This is a genomic window from Ruegeria sp. P8 (genome assembly GCF_056534665.1).
In genome coordinates, this window is the sequence record NZ_JBQERC010000010.1 from 18,265 (window position 1) to 35,034 (window position 16,770).

Annotated in this window: 15 protein-coding genes; 8 read left to right on the forward strand and 7 right to left on the reverse strand. The window is 57.7% G+C overall.

The window, feature by feature from the left end:
• Positions 1-71: 71 nt before the first annotated feature.
• The 3 genes from ACR0BZ_RS12730 to ACR0BZ_RS12740 all read right to left on the reverse strand — a co-directional run bounded on the left by ACR0BZ_RS12730 (position 72) and on the right by ACR0BZ_RS12740 (position 3,242).
• The gene (locus ACR0BZ_RS12730) at positions 72-1,892 is read right to left on the reverse strand and encodes a M3 family oligoendopeptidase (RefSeq protein WP_480772583.1); all 1,821 of its coding nucleotides are present in this window, start codon (positions 1,890-1,892) and stop codon (positions 72-74) included.
• 85 nt (positions 1,893-1,977) lie between these two features.
• A complete protein-coding gene (locus ACR0BZ_RS12735; protein WP_267364481.1) occupies positions 1,978-2,952 on the reverse strand; it encodes an alpha/beta hydrolase in 975 nt (324 codons plus the stop codon).
• Positions 2,952-3,242 carry an SCP2 sterol-binding domain-containing protein gene (locus ACR0BZ_RS12740; protein ID WP_209504212.1) on the reverse strand — a complete coding sequence of 97 codons (291 nt, stop codon included), beginning with the start codon at positions 3,240-3,242 and terminating at the stop codon, positions 2,952-2,954. Before ACR0BZ_RS12740 ends, ACR0BZ_RS12735 begins: the two co-directional genes overlap by 1 nt.
• Before the next feature lie 69 nt (positions 3,243-3,311).
• Here ACR0BZ_RS12740 and ACR0BZ_RS12745 point away from each other — a divergent pair, with 69 nt between their 5' ends.
• The 6 genes from ACR0BZ_RS12745 (at position 3,312) to ACR0BZ_RS12770 (ending at position 9,172) form a co-directional block, all read left to right on the forward strand.
• Positions 3,312-3,881: a tetratricopeptide repeat protein gene (locus tag ACR0BZ_RS12745; protein ID WP_480565207.1), complete on the forward strand. Its 570-nt coding sequence runs from the start codon at positions 3,312-3,314 to the stop codon at positions 3,879-3,881.
• 20 nt (positions 3,882-3,901) lie between these two features.
• Positions 3,902-6,727, forward strand: a complete 2,826-nt coding sequence (locus ACR0BZ_RS12750; protein ID WP_480920380.1) for a helicase-related protein — start codon at positions 3,902-3,904, stop codon at positions 6,725-6,727.
• Between the two features lie 6 nt (positions 6,728-6,733).
• Positions 6,734-7,099 (forward strand): RNA-binding S4 domain-containing protein, encoded by a 366-nt coding sequence (locus tag ACR0BZ_RS12755; protein ID WP_209504209.1) that lies wholly within the window; start codon positions 6,734-6,736, stop codon positions 7,097-7,099.
• Between the two features lie 66 nt (positions 7,100-7,165).
• Positions 7,166-7,504, forward strand: coding sequence for a ferredoxin FdxA (gene fdxA, locus ACR0BZ_RS12760; RefSeq protein WP_170616129.1), 339 nt, complete (start codon positions 7,166-7,168; stop codon positions 7,502-7,504).
• Positions 7,505-7,783: 279 nt separating this feature from the next.
• Entirely contained in the window at positions 7,784-8,293 is a 510-nt protein-coding gene (locus ACR0BZ_RS12765) for a CarD family transcriptional regulator (protein ID WP_209504207.1), read from the forward strand.
• 117 nt (positions 8,294-8,410) lie between these two features.
• Complete coding sequence (locus ACR0BZ_RS12770) at positions 8,411-9,172, forward strand: potassium channel family protein (protein WP_480920381.1); 762 nt, start codon at positions 8,411-8,413, stop codon at positions 9,170-9,172.
• Here the strand turns inward: ACR0BZ_RS12770 and cobS are convergent.
• Positions 9,169-9,933: an adenosylcobinamide-GDP ribazoletransferase gene (cobS, locus tag ACR0BZ_RS12775; protein WP_480920382.1), complete on the reverse strand. Its 765-nt coding sequence runs from the start codon at positions 9,931-9,933 to the stop codon at positions 9,169-9,171. The genes ACR0BZ_RS12770 and cobS overlap by 4 nt on opposite strands.
• Positions 9,934-10,011: 78 nt before the next feature.
• On the opposite strand from cobS, the gene cobT reads away from it, so the two are divergent.
• Entirely contained in the window at positions 10,012-11,022 is a 1,011-nt protein-coding gene (gene cobT / locus ACR0BZ_RS12780; RefSeq protein WP_480537630.1) for a nicotinate-nucleotide--dimethylbenzimidazole phosphoribosyltransferase, read from the forward strand.
• Between the two features lie 30 nt (positions 11,023-11,052).
• Here the strand turns inward: cobT and ACR0BZ_RS12785 are convergent, their stop codons facing one another.
• Both ACR0BZ_RS12785 and ACR0BZ_RS12790 read right to left on the reverse strand, forming a co-directional pair.
• Entirely contained in the window at positions 11,053-12,933 is a 1,881-nt protein-coding gene (locus tag ACR0BZ_RS12785; RefSeq protein ID WP_480565201.1) for a monovalent cation:proton antiporter-2 (CPA2) family protein, read from the reverse strand.
• Between the two features lie 19 nt (positions 12,934-12,952).
• Positions 12,953-13,408, reverse strand: coding sequence for an Lrp/AsnC family transcriptional regulator (locus ACR0BZ_RS12790; RefSeq protein ID WP_267364492.1), 456 nt, complete (start codon positions 13,406-13,408; stop codon positions 12,953-12,955).
• 147 nt (positions 13,409-13,555) lie between these two features.
• On the opposite strand from ACR0BZ_RS12790, the gene hppD reads away from it, so the two are divergent.
• Entirely contained in the window at positions 13,556-14,653 is a 1,098-nt protein-coding gene (gene hppD / locus ACR0BZ_RS12795; RefSeq protein ID WP_480920383.1) for a 4-hydroxyphenylpyruvate dioxygenase, read from the forward strand.
• A gap of 87 nt (positions 14,654-14,740) precedes the next feature.
• On the opposite strand, the gene ACR0BZ_RS12800 is transcribed toward hppD, so the two are convergent.
• Positions 14,741-16,693 carry a hypothetical protein gene (locus ACR0BZ_RS12800; RefSeq protein WP_480920384.1) on the reverse strand — a complete coding sequence of 651 codons (1,953 nt, stop codon included), beginning with the start codon at positions 16,691-16,693 and terminating at the stop codon, positions 14,741-14,743.
• Between the last annotated feature and the right edge of the window lie 77 nt (positions 16,694-16,770).

Consider the following 16,770-nt stretch of genomic DNA (forward strand, 5'->3'; position numbering starts at 1 on the left):
GGGCGTGACATTGCCAGGCATGGTAGGTTATTTCAGCAAGGCAGATGTCGCCACCCTCTGTCGAGGGCGTCTCAGCCCTCCATCGCCTCCAGCTCGTCAATGAAGCCTGAGATCATCGACAGGCCTTTGTCCCAGAACTTGGGATCGCTGGCGTCCAGGCCGAACGGGGCCAGCAATTCCTTGTGGTGCATTGAACCACCAGCGCGCAGCATGTCGAAATACTTGTCCTCAAACCCATCCGCGCCGCTTTCGTAAACGGAATAGAGCGCGTTCACCAACCCGTCGCCGAAGGCGTAGGCATAGACGTAGAAGGGCGAGTGGACGAAGTGCGGGATGTAAGCCCAGAAGGTCTCGTACCCGTCCATGAATTCAAATGCGGGGCCAAGGCTTTCGGCCTGAACGCTCATCCACAGGGCGTTGATGTCATCCGGGGTCAGCTCGCCCTCGCGCCGGGCGGTGTGCAGCTTGCATTCAAAGTCGTAGAAGGCAATCTGGCGGACCACCGTGTTGATCATATCTTCGACCTTGCCGGCCAGCAGTACCTTGCGCTGTTCCGGGGTTTCGGCCTGGTCCAGCATCTTGCGGAATGTCAGCATCTCACCAAAGACCGAGGCGGTTTCCGCCAGTGTCAGCGGGGTGGATGACAGCATCTCGCCCTGACCGGCGGCCAGCACCTGATGGACGCCGTGACCCAGTTCATGGGCAAGCGTCATCACATCGCGCGGTTTGCCCAGATAGTTGAGCATCACATAGGGGTGGACATCGGTGACCGTCGGATGGGCGAAGGCCCCCGGCGCTTTGCCCGGTTTCACCGCCGCGTCGATCCATCCTTTTGAGAAGAAAGGCGCCGCGATTTCACCCATCCGGGGGTCAAAGGCATTATACGCGTTCATCACCGTCTTTTGGGCCTCTTCCCAATTCACGATACGCGTGTCTTCCATGGGCAGGGGCGCGTTGCGGTCCCAGACCTGCATGACGTCCAGTCCAAGCCACTTGCGCTTCAGCTCATAATAGCGATGGCTCAGCTTGGGGTAGGCGGCCACGACCGCCTCGCGCAGGGCCTCGACCACCTCGGGCTCGACATCATTCGACAGGTGACGCCCGGTCTGAGCGGTCGGCATCTTGCGCCAGCGGTCGACGATTTCTTTCTCTTTGGCCTGCGTGTTGTGAACGCGGGCAAAGGTTTTGATATTGTCCTGAAAGACCGAAGCCAGTTCACGCGCCGCGGCCTCACGTTTCGCGCGGTCCTGTTCCGTCAGCAGATTCAGGGTGCCTTCGATGTTCAGTTCTTCACCGTCGACATGAAAGGCCAGTCCGGCAATCGTTTCGTCGAACAGACGTTCCCACGCGTCGCCGACAACCCCCAGATCATGAAGGAACTTTTCCAGTTCATCAGACAGCTGATAGGGCTTCATTGCGCGGATGCGACGGAACACAGGTTCGTAGCGGGCGAGATCCGTGTTCGCCGCAAAATGCGCTTTCAGAACAACGTCTTCGATCCGGTTGATCTCGAGCGTGAAGAACACAAGCGGAGTGGTGAAGATCGTGATCTTTTCCTGCATGTCCGACAGGAATTTGGCGCGCTCTGCATCTGTGGTCAGTTGATAATAGCGCAGACCGGCAAAGGACATGATACGCCCGGCGATGGCGTTAATCTTTTCGTTGCGATGCACACAGGTCAGCAGGTCTGCGGCCTCCAGACCGGCCAGCTTGCCTTCGTAATCAGCAGCAAACGCGGCACATTCACCTTCCAGCCAATCCAGATCGCGCGCTAATTCGGGTGCGTCTTCCGAGGTATAGAGATCGCTCAGATCCCATTCCGGAAGATTGCCCAGATTGCCGGAACCACCGGTTGCGTTCGCGTCACGGACAGGGAAGGGAAGGTTGCGCATGGGTCACCTTTAGTAGACTGCTTTTGCAAACATCTAGGGCTGGCGCGCCCGGATCACAAGCGGCCAATCCCAAAGGTGAAAAGGTTTACGAGGAAACCAGCTTGGAAGCGCCATTGGCCTGGTTGGCCAGAAAATGCGCCGCGATCTGGTCCAGAACAGGCCCTCGAACCTCGGGTGCTTCCATCAGCACCTCGTGTTCACCATCCGGAATTTCGATCAGCGTTCCGTTGGGCCAATTGGCCATGCGCGCACGAATTGCCTTGCGGTCCACAATTTGCTCATGGCTGCCCAAAAATGTCAGGCACGGAGTTTTCGGGGCGGGCTGTTCCATCAACCATGCACATTCGTCCAGCGACTCGCGCAGCCACAGGTTTGAAGGGGCACCCAGCGCGAGTTCAGGATGTGCGTTCAACTGATCCTGCATCATCCGGTACATGTCCGGGTCACGGGTCAGCATATTTCCCTCGAAAGGTTGCGACAGAACATAGCTTTTGAGCGTTGTGGTGGGGGGTGTGCGCTCGCCCAGGCCAAGTGCTGTGCCCCAATAGGCTGTCACGCGGCTTAGGGGTTTCATGACCGGAGTGAAGAAAATTCCCCACATAGGGCCCGTGAAGGCACATGCGGCAAAGCAGCCATTCTCGATGACGGCACGCAACCCGATTGCACCGCCCATCGAATGCCCAACCACGTACCACGGTTTCGGCAGGTCCAGCGCGCCTGCAAGTTTCAGGGTGACCTGAACGTCCTGCTGGTAATCGGTGAACTGATCGACATGTCCGACCCGAGCATCGTCCAGCAACCGATCTGCAAGACCCTGACCGCGCCAGTCGACGGCCAGCATGGCGAACCCACGCTCTACGAATTCGCTGGCAGTATTGCCGTATTTTTCAATGTATTCCGTGCGTCCCGGAAACATCATGACAGTGCCATGTGCCTTTCCGTCCGGAAGCCAGTGAGCAACGCGGATGCGTTTTTGATCCGACGTCGTCAACCAGTGGGCCTTACCACCGGCGGGGCCGCCGGCCACGTCTTCAAACAAAGGGGCCGGCGAGAACTCCATCAGGCCAGTACCGATGCCAGCTTCATGGCAACACCCATGTCGCCATCAATGCTCAGCTTGCCGGACATGAACGCACCTGTCGGGTTCAATTCACCGCTGAGGATTTGTTCGAACGTGTCGGCATCCGCGCTTAGGGTGACATCAGCATCATCGTCGCTGACCCGCGCGCCGTTGGAATCCAGGACAATGGCACCCAGATCGGCGATATCAAACTTGGCCGAGGCATCAAACGCGCCGCCTTCCAGTTTTTCATTCAAAGCGGCGGCTGCCTTTTCAAGTGTCTCGCTCATGTTTTTCCTCATATTGTTAGTGCGCCGTGAATGGACATCCCCGGTCGCAACGCTACACTGACTATTGTTATGAGCATTGCAATCCACAATCTCAAAGGTACCGTCGCGGCACTTTTTGTCCTAGTCACGATTTCCTCCACTTGCCTTGCGCAACAGGCGGATTCACGGGACGAGGGCGAATTGCTGCAACAACTTGCCCAATCGACGCCCGAGCAGGCCATTGCCCTGGATCGGCAGTTGCAAGTTCTGTGGGCCCAGTCCGGTTCAGCATCGGCCGATCTGCTACTGGAACGTGGCCGCGAAGCGTTGGATGACGGTGACGTAGGTGCGGCACTGGAACATCTGACCGCCCTGACGGACCATGCGCCCGATTTTGCTGAAGGCTGGCACCTGCGCGCTTCGGCCTTTTTCGGGATCGAACGGTTTGGCATGGCCGCTGCCGATCTGGAACATGCCCTGACCCTGAACCCCAACAATTACGAGGCAATCTATGGTCTGGGCCTGATCTTTGAGATTATCGGACAACCCGACAAAGCCTACGACGCCTATTCACGGGCATTGGCTATACATCCCCACCACGAAGAAGTAACCAATGCGGTGAATCGACTGAAGCCGCAGATCGACGGCGCAGCGCTGTAAGGTCCGGGCAGGGGGCAAAGGTGAGCGGGTCATCCCGAATAGTGGCCGTATTGGGCCCTACGAACACAGGTAAAACCCATTACGCAATCGAACGGATGCTGGGATACCGCACAGGTGTCATCGGTCTGCCGCTGCGTCTGCTTGCGCGTGAGGTCTATGACAAGATCGTCGCCATCCGCGGGCCATCGGTTGTTGCTTTGGTTACCGGCGAAGAGAGGATCGTGCCGCCCCGGACTCAGTATTGGGTCTGCACGGTCGAGGCGATGCCCGAAGGTATGGGTGCGGATTTCGTGGCGATTGATGAAATCCAGCTGTGTGCCGATCCCGAGCGCGGCCATGTCTTTACAGATCGCCTGCTTCGGTCGCGCGGAACAAACGAGACGCTTTTTCTTGGTTCTGACACGATGCGCGGCCCGATTGCAGCGCTGGTGCCCGAGGCGCAGTTTGTCCGACGCGAGCGGATGTCGCAGCTGGTCTATTCCGGTTCGAAGAAACTCAGCCGGATGCCGGCCCGCAGCGCTATTGTCGGGTTTTCGGTCGAGAATGTGTACGCCATCGCGGAGCTTCTGCGCCGCCTGAAAGGTGGTGCGGCGGTGGTCATGGGGGCCCTGAGCCCACGGACGCGGAATGCTCAGGTGGAACTTTATCAAAATGGCGAGGTTGATTATCTGGTTGCCACAGATGCCATCGGCATGGGCTTGAACCTGGATGTAAACCACGTTGCATTTTCATCCCTGACCAAATTCGACGGGCGGCGGATGCGCCCGCTTGCCCCGAATGAACTGGCCCAGATCGCAGGCCGGGCCGGGCGTGGCATGTCGGACGGCACCTTTGGCGTGACCGGAGAGGCGCCGCCGCTGGACGAAGGTGTCGCCCAGGCAATCATGGACAGCCGGTTTACGCCGATGAAAAAGCTGAACTGGCGGAATGCCGCTCTCCGGTTTGGTTCGATTGATGCGCTGATCAGCTCGCTTGAGGTCAGCCCGAGTGACGAACACCTGATCAAAGCCCGCCCTGCTGATGACCTGAATGTGTTGAAATCGCTGTCACAACAAGCCGAGATTGCCGCCCGTGCAAGTGACGGTCCATCCATCCGATTGCTGTGGGATGTGTGCAGAATCCCTGATTTTCGCGGCATCAGCCATGCAGAGCACGCCAGCCTGCTGGAAGTGATCTATGGCCACCTGCACGAACGCGGCAGTATTCCTGATGATTTCATGGCCCGGCAGATACGGCGGATTGACCAAACCCATGGGGATATCGATGCGTTATCCAAAAGGTTGGCATATATTCGCACCTGGACATATGTTGCGCAACGAAACGGTTGGGTGCGTGACGAATCACATTGGCGTGACGAAACGCGCACTGTAGAAGACAGGCTGTCTGACGCACTACATGAGCGACTGACTCAAAGATTTGTGGACCGGCGTACATCGGTTTTGTTGCGGCGGCTCAAACAGAAGGAGGCCCTTTTGGCCGAAGTAAATGACAAGGGTGAAGTGACCGTCGAAGGCGAATTCGTCGGTCGTCTGGAAGGGTTCCGGTTCAGCCCGGACAAAAGCGCGCAAGGAACCGAGGCGAAAGCGCTCAAATCGGCATCCCTGCAAGCACTCGCGCCGCAATTCCATCTGCGTGCCGATCGCTTCTACAATGCGCCCGATACCGAAATTGATTTCACCGATCAGGGTGGCCTGATGTGGGGCGAATATGCCGTTGGCAAATTGGTTGCCGGGGCCGAACCTCTCAAGCCCGTGGTCGAGGTTTTTGTGGACGAAGCCGCCGGTCCGGATGTTGAACAGAAGGTGCGGCGCCGGTTGCAGCACTTCATCGACCGCAAGATCGCTGCGCTGTTCGAGCCATTGCTAAATCTGTCGCGCGATGAGGAACTCAACGGGCTGGCCAAAGGATTTGCCTTCCGCATGGTCGAGGCGCTGGGTGTTCTTCCGCGCGCCGGTGTCGCGCAAGAGGTCAAGGATCTGGATCAGGACGCCCGCGGCGCCTTGCGCAAGCACGGTATCCGGTTTGGCCAGTTCACCATCTTCATGCCGCTCTTGCTGAAGCCCGCACCGACGCGTCTGCGCCTGGTGTTGTGGGCGCTGTATGGCGGTTTGCAGGAATTCCCCGAAGCACCGCCTCCGGGGTTGGTAACAGTGCCGGTCGCCAAGGATGCACCGCAGGGTTACGATACCATGTGCGGCTACCGCGATGCGGGCGACCGATCGATCCGTATCGATATGCTGGAACGTCTGGCGGACATGCTTCGTTCGGAAGATAGCCGTGGCGGGTTCGAAGCCAAACCGGATATGCTGTCGATCACTGGCATGACGCTTGAGCAGTTTGCAGACCTAATGCAGGGGCTCGGCTACAAAGCCGAGCGCGGCGAGCGTGGCAAGGTCAAACCGGCACCGGCAGAGCAGCCTGTGACAGAGGCGGCTGAACAAGCCGTTATCGATGAGACGCCAGCACCTGACGCGGCCTCAGAAGAGGTCGCCGCGCCCGCCGAGGCGACAGCCGAGGCCACCGAAAGCACCGAGGCGGCAGCCGAGGCTGTCGCAGAGGGTCAGGTTGCGGAACCTGCGTCGGATGAACCCGAAGTTGAAGTGTTTTACACCTTCACCTGGGGCCGTCAGCGTCAGCCGAACCGTGGCCCGCGCCGCGAGCCGGGGCAGGGCAAGGGGAAACCACGGGGCAAACCGCAGGACGGCCGTGGCAAACCGCACGGCAAGAAGGGCGGCAAGCCGCAGGGTGCCAAGACCTTCTCGTCACGGCCACCGAAAAAGGAAAAGGCCATTGATCCCGACAACCCGTTCGCCGCAGCGCTTATGGGTCTGAAGGACGGCAATTGACGCAAGATGGCCGAGGCCAAACTGCGAATTGACAAATGGTTGTGGCAGGCGCGGTTCTTCAAGACCCGCAGCCTTGCCGCCAAACAGGTCAGTGGCGGCCATGTCCGGCTGAATGGAAACCGGGTGCTGAAACCGGCCCAAGCCGTGGCCCCCGGTGATGTTTTGACCTTCTCGCAGGGCCGCATTGTCCGCGTCATACGTGTGGAAAAACTGGGGGAACGCCGCGGTCCGGCGCCCGAGGCGCAAACGCTGTACTTTGATATGACCGAAAAGCAGGAAGCGCCTCTTGTAAATCCGGGTTTCGAGGGAAAAGGTCGGCCAACCAAGAAAGATCGACGTGCTATTGATCTTTCTCGCCCGGAAGATCACTGATCCTGTCTTGAAGAGCGGGCCAGACTGAATTAGCTAGTCGCTCAAACCGCAAACAGGAATCCGACCATGACCTATGTAGTCACCGAAAACTGTATCGCCTGCAAATACACCGACTGTGTCGAAGTGTGCCCGGTGGACTGTTTCTACGAAGGTGAAAATACGCTGGTCATCCATCCTGACGAATGCATTGACTGCGGCGTGTGCGAGCCCGAGTGCCCCGCCGACGCGATCCGCCCCGATACCGAGCCGGGCATGGAGGAGTGGGTCGAGTTCAATCGCAAGTATTCCGAACAATGGCCGGTGATCGTCACCAAGAAAGACCCACTGCCAGATGCGGAGGAGCGTGACGGTGAAGAGGGCAAGATGGAGAAGTATTTCTCGGAAGCGCCCGGCGAAGGCGGCTGAGTGATTCGTTCCAAGCGGCCTGTTTTGGCATAAAGACCGCGGCACAACCTGTTGAATGCAGGTTGAATATGATAAATTCCCGTAAGGTAAACTTTCGGGCGTCGTAAATTTGTGATATACTGCACCTACATGATGACCGAGATTGGGATGCGCTCCGTAAGTATGCTCACTTTGGAGTTCTGAATTTGTGACAATATCGCCGCCTGACGGGGCTGAGACAGTCCCCGCATGTGGTGCTTTTGTTGTCCGTGTCCCGTCCGCAAGCAAGGAAGAAACTGAATGACAAAGTCGAAAAAGCTCGAGTTCCGCCCGAACGACTATGTTGTCTACCCCGCCCATGGCGTGGGCCAGATTATCTCGATCGAGGAACAGGATGTCGCGGGATTCTCGCTTGAGCTGTTCGTCATCTCATTTGAGAAAGACAAGATGACGCTGCGCGTGCCGACCAACAAGGTGACCGAATCCGGTCTGCGGTCGCTCAGCTCGCCCGATGTGATCAGTCAGGCGATGAAAACGCTGAAAGGCAAGGCCAAGGTGAAACGCGCCATGTGGTCCCGCCGTGCGCAGGAATATGAACAGAAGATCAACTCGGGTGACCTGATCTCGATCGCCGAAGTGGTCCGTGACCTGCACCGCACCGATGATCAGCGCGAGCAGAGCTATTCCGAGCGCCAGCTGTACGAAGCCGCCTTGGAACGTCTGACCCGTGAGGTCGCAGCTGTTTCAGGCGCTGGCGAGGTGTCAGCTGCCAAGCAGGTTGACGAGGTTCTAACCTCACGCGCTGCCTGATCGAAGGTACTTTGACAAAACGGGCCGCTCCGGATTTGGGGCGGCCTTTTTCGTGGCTTGGTGAATTGTTCAAGTGGCGCTAATTTCACTGTGTATGCAGCAGATTACCGGACGGACATGAAGCAGACAGTGAAATACCTGTATATCGGGCACGATCCAATTTCGGTCTGGTTTAGGTATGCACTGATCCTGTTCGATGTTGCGACAATCATTTTCTTTGTCGGGACGGCGCACATCCCGCATGGGCCGGGCTTAACCGTTGCAAGCCAACTGGTCGGTGTGCTGATTTTTCTGGATTTCTCTGCGCGGCTCTGGATCTCAAAAGACCGCTGGAGATTTTTGCGCCAGATTTACACAGTGGCGGATATCGTGGTCATCCTCTCGCTGGTGCTTGATCCGTTTTTGACAGGCAACCTCGCTTTCCTGCGGATTTTACGTGCCCTGCGTCTGATCCATTCATATCACCTGCTCTGGGATCTGCGGCGCGACAGCCGTTTTTTCCGCACGCACGAGGACGCAGTTATTGCGGCGATCAACCTGCTGGTCTTTGTTTTTGCCACCTCGACGGCCGTTTTGGTATTTTTTATCCCCGAAGACGCGCAAACGCCTTACATAGACGCGCTGTATTTTACCATGGCGACGCTCACCACGACCGGGTTTGGCGACATCACTTTGGTCACACCGGGCGGCAAAATGTTTTCCGTCTTCATTATGGTCGTTGGCGTAGCCTTGTTCGTCCGGCTGGCGCAGGCGATTTTCGCGCCACAGAAGGTCCGCCACAAATGCCCCAGCTGCGGGCTGTACCGGCACGACCCCGACGCCGTGCATTGCAAACATTGCGGCGATACGTTGCGAATTGAAACCGGGGGCGCGTCTTAGATCTGGGCGCTGATGGCAAGCAGAAATGTGATTTCCGCCAATTGTTGTGATGCGCCCAGAATGTCTCCGGTTTGACCGCCGATCTTGGTCTTCGCGACGAGCCCCAAAACAGCGACGATCAAAGCCGCGAAGAGTATCGCGGTAAGCGCCAGACTTCCGCACAAGCTGTAAGCGACCAGAATCGCGATGCCCACAGCGATACAGGCTGATCCTGCGCCGGGGGTGCCAACTGAATGGCTCAGGCCCGACTTTCTGGCGTTTGGAAGAAGAACCATTAGAGCTGGCATCAGGGCGCGGGAAAATACGCAAGCTGCAACAACCATCCAGATCGGACCAACAGCCAGCATGGTGGAAATCGCGGATATTCGTAAAATCTGCGAGATCATCAAGGCAACCACGCCGTACGTTCCAATCTGGCTGTCCTTCATGATCTCCAGCCGACGTTCAGCGGTGAAACCGCCCCAAAGCCCGTCGAACGTGTCGGCCAGACCATCCTCGTGCATAGCGCCCGTCAACAGGATCAGTACCGCGACCAGCAACGAGGCTGCGACAAACGGGGGCAGTTGAAACCCCATCGCCAGCCAACCGGTCAGGCATGCCAGCCCGCCAACGACCAGCCCAACCAGTGGAAATGCCCATACCGATTGTGCCTGCCGGGCAAACACGGCTTTGGGCAAACGGGGCAGGGGCAGGCGGGTCAACAGCACCAGGGCCAGCGGAACATCCCACAGGGAAAACGGTTTGGTGTCGTTTTTTTGCACGCCCGTGCCTTTCGGGGTCTTGTTGGTTTCGATCCTTCGGTTAAACACGCAGGACCACTCTGATGCAATGAGGCTTTCATGCTGCCTGAACTGAATGATTTGAACACGTTCCGTGCTGTCCTGGCGGGGGCTCCGGGCCCGGATGCCGCTGCGGTGCAGGGCGCGGCCGAACGAAATGGACAATTGACCAAACCCCCTGGTGCGCTTGGTCGGCTTGAGGATCTTGCGGTCTGGTATGCAGGATGGCGAGGGGACGCCCGTCCACAGATCAGCGCGCCTCAGGTCATTGTGTTTGCCGGAAATCACGGTGTTACCGCGCAGGGTGTTTCGGCCTTTCCACCGGAAGTGACCGTGCAGATGGTGATGAATTTCGAACATGGCGGGGCGGCGATAAATCAGTTGGCCAGGGCCGCAGGCGCGAAGATGGATGTACACGCGCTGGATCTGGACAAGCCGACCGCGGATTTCACCCAAGCCCCAGCCATGACAGAGGATGAATTGCTAGCCGCGTTGCGCACTGGCTGGCAGGCCGTTGATCCGCAATCTGATCTTTTGGTGGTCGGCGAAATGGGTATTGGCAACACCACCCCGGCTGCGGCTATTGCCTGTGCTCTGTTTGGTGGCGACGCGTCCGATTGGACAGGTCGCGGAACTGGTGTGGATGACGCAGGTCTGGTCAACAAAACCCGTGTCGTGGCCGAGGGTGTCGCCAAACACGCGTCAGATGATGGTCTGGACATCCTGCGCTGTCTGGGTGGACGCGAGATAGTCGCAATGGCGGGTGCAATTGCTGCTGCGCGGGTGTTGCGCATCCCGGTGATCCTGGACGGGTTCATCTGTTCGGCCGCCGCAGCCTGCTTGTGGAAGTTGTCCGATGGCGCGCTGGATCATGCCGTGGCAGGCCACCAAAGTGCCGAAGCGGCCCATGGTGCCGTGCTGGCGAAATTGGGCAAAGAGCCGTTGCTGAGCCTTGGCCTGCGGTTGGGCGAAGGGTCCGGCGGGGCGCTGGCGATCAACATTCTGAAAAGTGCCGTCGCCTGTCATTCCGGCATGGCAACCTTTGCCGAAGCTGGGGTTTCGGACGGCTGAACTCGCATCTGACCCGGGCAAAGGCTTGGGTCAGGCCGATTTCTTGGCGTGCTCTTCAGCCAGTTCCAGCAGCGCGGTTTCCAGATCCTTTTCCAGCGCCTGCGAACGCTCGATGTATTTCTTGTTTTCGGCGATTGGCATTCCGGGGACCCAAAGCTCGGCCAGATCGCGCACCGCCTTCCTGTCATGGTGGTAAAACGTCTGTTCAGCCTGGGCTGCTTCGTATTCACTCAGTCCGATATTCTCCAGAACATAGCGACCTGCGCGCAGCGAACTGTCGAACATTTCCCGCACGATGTCATTGGCACCCGCCTGATACAACTCGTATACATGGGTCCGGTCGCGGGCGCGGGCGATGATGTGAAGGTCAGGACGCTGCCGTCGGGCATAGCTGACAAGCCGTGTGACTTGCTTGTGATCATCCATAACGGCGACAAGAACGGATGCTTTGTCCAATCCCGCCGCGCGCAACAGTTCCGGCCGAGTGGGATCGCCCAGAAAGCCTTTGACGCCAAATCGGCGCATCAGCTGAATCGTTTCAATATTGTGGTCCAGAACGACTGTCTTGAAACCGCTGGCCCGCACCAGCCGGTTGACGATCTGACCAAAGCGACCAATGCCGGCGATGATGACCGGGCCCTTTTCGTCAATCACGTCAGGTTCGGGGCTGGCCGCGGAATCGCCAATCTTCCGCGACAACGCATCGTAGACGATGAAAAGAAGCGGCGTGATCAACATCGTCAGAGCAACGATCATCAGCAGTTTCTGCGACAGGTCGGGCGGAATGACATTCTGTTTCGTCGAAAATGCCAGCAGGACAAAACCGAACTCACCAGCCTGCGCCAACCCAAGGGTGAACAACCAGTGATCACGTCCCCGCAGTTTGAAGGCCTTGCCCACCAGAAATAGGATGATCCCCTTGGCAAGTATCACAAGCAGCGCCAGTCCAATCAGGTCCAGCGGGTCGTTGAAAAAATAACCGAAGTCTATTCCGGCACCGACCGTGATGAAAAACAGCCCCAGAAACAATCCTTTGAACGGCTCAAGGTCGCTTTCCATTTCATGTCTGAATTCAGAACTGGCCAGAACAACGCCTGCCAGGAACGCGCCCAGGGCAGGTGATAGGCCGACCAGTGTCATCAGAAACGAAATGCCCACGACAATCATCAGTGCCAGTGCGGTGTACATCTCGCGCAGACGGGTTGCGTGGATGAAGCGAAACAACGGTCTTGTCAGGTAGACACCGGCCAGAATGACAAACACCACCGCGCCGATTGTGACAAGGGTAACGGCCCAGCCCGGCAGCCCTTCGACCAGCGACAGGCTGTGATCGCCTGCACCATGTGATCCTCCGGCCCCCCGGTCAATCGATCCATCTGCTTGGAAACGCGGCATGGCGGGCAGCGCCAGCAGTGGCAACAAAGCCAGAATTGGGATCACCGCGATGTCCTGCGTCAACAGAACCGAAAATGTCGCGCGGCCGCCGTTTGTCTGCATCAGGCCTTTTTCTGACAGGGTTTGAAGAACGATCGCAGTCGAGGAAAGCGAAAGGGTCAAACCCACCGCTAGGGCAACCGACCATGGATGGTTGGCGTACATAGCCACGGCAGCAATCGCGACTGTTGACAGCAACACCTGCAAACCGCCCAGACCCAATAGCTTGTCGCGCATATCCCATAAGGCGCGTGGCTCCAATTCCAGACCAATGAGAAACAGCATCATCACCACGCCAAATTCGGCCACATGCTGAAGATTTTCGGTTTCCGCTCCGACTAACCCCAGTACGGGTCCGATTATGATCCCGGCTGCAAGATAGCCCAGCACAGATCCCAACCCCAGTCTGGCAGACAGGGGAACGGCAATGACTGCCGCTGCCAGATAGATCGAAGCCTGGTATAGAAAGTCGTCCATGTGTGTCCTCGGAACCTTTTCAGGTGGGAAGGGGGGCGTCGCGTTTAAGTTGATCCATTACGATCTGGCTCTGTACTCGTGCAACGGCAGGATGCGGCAGGATCACCTGATGTAGCAAGCTGTTGAGGGCGGACAGGTCGTCACAGTAGATGTGCAGCAGATAGTCTGCCTCGCCCGTCATCGTCCATGCGCTGGTAATCTCGGGGCGGGTGTCGACCATGCGGGCAAAGCTTGCGGATTGCTCGGGGCCATGGGTGCCCAGATGCACCTGAACGAACCCCTGCACCTGCAGGCCCAGTTTCAGCGGGTCCAGCCGGGCAGCGTACCCGGTGATGTACCCTTCGACTTCAAGCCGCTGTCGGCGGCGTCCCGCTTGGCTGGGCGACAGGTTCAGCATTTCACCCAGTTGATGGGCCGTCAGATGCGCGTCTTTTTGCAGCGCGGAAAGCAGTCGCTTGTCGGTTGCATCCAGCATGTGCGGAAGAATCCTGGTTTTATTAACTTATATGCGCGTTTTGCGCGTCATCTTCCAGTTTATACGAAAACAATGCGCAGAAACAGCGTCAGAAAAGTCGTATTTTTGAATCAGCAAAGAAATTCCTGTTTTCGTAGGAGACGCGCCATGGGTCCTTTCCCGCACAATGCCCCGAAATCCGTGATCAGCGAAGAAAACCCTGCCGGTACAGATGGGTTTGAATTCGTCGAATTCGCCCATCCAGAACCGCAGGAGCTGCGTGACCTGTTCGCAAAGATGGGGTTTGATCTGGTGGCCCGCCACAAGGAAAAACCCTCTGTCGAGCTATGGCAGCAAGGGGATGTGACGTATATCCTGAATGCTGACCCGGACAGTTTTGCGGCTAAGTTCGTGGCCGAACATGGGCCCTGTGCGCCGTCGATGGGCTGGCGGGTCGTGGACGCGCAAAAAGCGTTTGAGCATGCCGTGTCGAAAGGTGCGGAACCTTACGACCACGCTGACAAAACCATGAATGTGCCTGCGATCATGGGTATTGGCGGGTCGCTGATCTATTTATTTGATCAGTACTACGACACATCGCCCTATAATCAGGAATTCAACTGGATCAAGGAATCCAAACCTCGGGGCGAGGGGTTCTTCTATCTCGATCATCTGACGCACAATGTCTACAAGGGCAACATGGACAAGTGGTTCAAGTTCTATGGCGACCTGTTCAATTTCCGCGAAATTCGTTTCTTTGACATTCAGGGAAAATTCACCGGCCTTTACAGCCGCGCGCTGACATCACCCTGCGGTCGTATTCGTATTCCGATCAACGAGGACCGCGGTGAGACCGGGCAGATCGTGTCTTACCTGAAGAAATACAAAGGTGAAGGCATTCAGCATATCGCGGTTGGTAGCGATGACATCTATGCCTCGACCGATGCCATTGCTGAAAACGGCCTGAAGTTCATGCCGGGTCCGAATGAAGCGTATTACGAGATGTCCAGGACCCGCGTGGTCGGCCATGAAGAGCCGCTGGACCGGATGATGAAACACGGCATCCTGATCGACGGTGAAGGTGTCGTTGACGGGGGCGAGACGCGCATTCTGTTGCAGATCTTCTCGAAAACGGTGATTGGCCCGATCTTCTTCGAGTTTATTCAGCGCAAGGGTGATGATGGTTTCGGCGAAGGGAACTTCCAGGCGCTGTTTGAATCCATCGAGCGCGAACAGATCGAAAGCGGCGAGATTTCCGCGGCTTGATCCAAATGAACCAATAAGTCGGGGGCGGTTCTGCTGCCTCTGACGTGCCTGTCTACAGGTGATCGGTCACGGTTTTGAGCGCCTATGTCAGCTGCGTGGCATCGCCAGGGTCACGTTGCGACCTTTCTTTTGATAACGCAGTTCACTGTCACTGATAGCAATGACCTTACCGCCGTCAATACTGTCCCCAACTTTCAGTTTTTTGTAGCGCCCGCTGGGAAGCCGGACCAAGGCGCGCCGATTTGCGGGTGTGCCGTAAACGCCGATCAGATTTAAGCGACGCAAATTGATCGCGTTATCGAGCGTGGCCTGCCGGGCTACAGATGCGGTTGTGGGAATCTTGGGTGCAACCGATTTCGCCTGAAACGATCCTGCGTCGTCTGAACTCTGGTCCAGCGCGGCCGTTGATCCAAGATTGGAGTTACCAGAAGCAGGTGCCTTTGCCGTGTCCAGACCCGCCGGTCGCAACCTGGGGCGCGGGACGCGGACAACGGCCAACGCGGTTGGCGTCTCGTCGACTTCCGTGCGCGCTTGCAGACTGTCTGGGCGTGCTTTTGGTCGCTTGGCCGAAAGCTCTGCCAGCGACCGCCCCCCCAACTGCCCGCGTTCGAAGCTCTCGACCAGATCTGCGGGGCGAGGTTTGGGGCGAAGACCGGCCAGTCTTTCGTCGACCTCGTCAAGTACGGGTTCATCCTCGAAACGCACTGGCGTTGCTGGCGGAACCTTCGACGGTCGGCCCTGATAAACGACAATCCCATCCGGGTTCAGCGTCCCTTCCGGCGTGGGCGTTACCAGCCCGCGATCATCCAGATTGAACCGCGCTCCTGCTATGCCATGTTGCACGTCCCGAACAAAGGGTTCGTCAGTATCGAAACTGGAAGCCGGGGGCAGGGCAACCGCATCGCTGGACAGGTCGGATTTGTCAATCGACGTCAGATACAACTCGTCCGGTTCCGGGGCTTCTGGCACGTCCAAAGCGGCCGGAGGCGTTACATTCACACCGGAGGCAGCGCTGATATCCTCATCTGCCTCGGGGTCCTGAGCCACAGATTCAACAGGGGTCGGGGCCACCTTGAGCGCCTCAAGGATTGCCGCGTCGGTAGGCGTGAGTTCCGGTTGTTCTTCGGCTTCGGCGTCAGTAGGTTCTGGTGTTGGGGGCACGTCCCCGTCCAGAGCAGGCTCAGGCGGCAATTTTTCCGAAGGCGCAATTGCTGCAACTTCGGGCACTGTCGGTGGCAGGGCGTCGATATCCGGCGCGGAAACACCTATCTCGGTTGGAGTTGGGCTCAGTGCGACCTGATCTGTTTCTCCACCGCTGTCCAAGGCCAGCCAAACGCCGAAAACGCCGCCAAGAAGAACCGCCGCGGCAAATGCCGGGATCGCAATGCGCGGTGCCTGCGCTTTCGTATTCGCAAACTTTTTGTCAGGTGTTTCGGGGGTCAGAAACACGTTTGGTGCTGCCGTGCCTGCAATGGGATGCGCTGGTTTCCCAGCGGATTTTGCCGGTTCGGGCTGGTCTGTGTTTTTTACCGGCAGCGGGGGCTCTGTTGGTTGGGTTTTCGATGCGCCCGAACGTTCTGTGAACAATGCCTCTCGGGGGAATGCGTCTGCGTCTTCCTCGGCGCAAAACAAAACCGGTACGAAACCATGGTCCGAGGCAAAGGCCCGCGCCTCGCTCAGCGTTTCCTGCGCGACAGCTGCAACATAGGTGGTGCCGCCTTCGGTCTGATAGTCGTAGCTGAGCTCGGACAAAGCGTAAGGCGTTGCGTCGGCAAGTGCGCTCTCAATACGTTCGACCGTGTCTTCGGGGAGCAAGTCATCGGTTGCAACCTGAAGGTATCGAACCTGTTCGGAAGGCAAAACAAGCTTGCAGCTTAGGTCGTTTTCCAACGCAAAGGCGTTTTCCCGCAAAACCTGCATCTGACCGGACAGGTCCGGCGAATCCAAGGGAATCGAGCCGATAACGAACCATTCGTCATCCGAGTGATGATACAGTGATATTCCGGTCGCAGAAAAAGACAGCGCAAAGGCAGGTTTCATAATCCGCAGGAACCATAATTATCAACGTCAATGCAAACACCATGGCGTTCGCAGACCGACATTAAAGCAGGAACTTG

Coding starts and splice junctions, on each gene's coding strand:
- ACR0BZ_RS12730 (WP_480772583.1), bottom strand. CDS start 1,892: ATGCGCAACCTTCCCTTCCCTGTCCGTGACGCGAACGCAACCGGTGGT.
- ACR0BZ_RS12735 (WP_267364481.1), bottom strand. CDS start 2,952: ATGGAGTTCTCGCCGGCCCCTTTGTTTGAAGACGTGGCCGGCGGCCCC.
- ACR0BZ_RS12740 (WP_209504212.1), bottom strand. CDS start 3,242: ATGAGCGAGACACTTGAAAAGGCAGCCGCCGCTTTGAATGAAAAACTG.
- ACR0BZ_RS12745 (WP_480565207.1), top strand. CDS start 3,312: ATGAGCATTGCAATCCACAATCTCAAAGGTACCGTCGCGGCACTTTTT.
- ACR0BZ_RS12755 (WP_209504209.1), top strand. CDS start 6,734: ATGGCCGAGGCCAAACTGCGAATTGACAAATGGTTGTGGCAGGCGCGG.
- fdxA (WP_170616129.1), top strand. CDS start 7,166: ATGACCTATGTAGTCACCGAAAACTGTATCGCCTGCAAATACACCGAC.
- ACR0BZ_RS12765 (WP_209504207.1), top strand. CDS start 7,784: ATGACAAAGTCGAAAAAGCTCGAGTTCCGCCCGAACGACTATGTTGTC.
- ACR0BZ_RS12770 (WP_480920381.1), top strand. CDS start 8,411: ATGAAGCAGACAGTGAAATACCTGTATATCGGGCACGATCCAATTTCG.
- cobT (WP_480537630.1), top strand. CDS start 10,012: ATGCTGCCTGAACTGAATGATTTGAACACGTTCCGTGCTGTCCTGGCG.
- ACR0BZ_RS12785 (WP_480565201.1), bottom strand. CDS start 12,933: ATGGACGACTTTCTATACCAGGCTTCGATCTATCTGGCAGCGGCAGTC.
- ACR0BZ_RS12790 (WP_267364492.1), bottom strand. CDS start 13,408: ATGCTGGATGCAACCGACAAGCGACTGCTTTCCGCGCTGCAAAAAGAC.
- hppD (WP_480920383.1), top strand. CDS start 13,556: ATGGGTCCTTTCCCGCACAATGCCCCGAAATCCGTGATCAGCGAAGAA.
- ACR0BZ_RS12800 (WP_480920384.1), bottom strand. CDS start 16,693: ATGAAACCTGCCTTTGCGCTGTCTTTTTCTGCGACCGGAATATCACTG.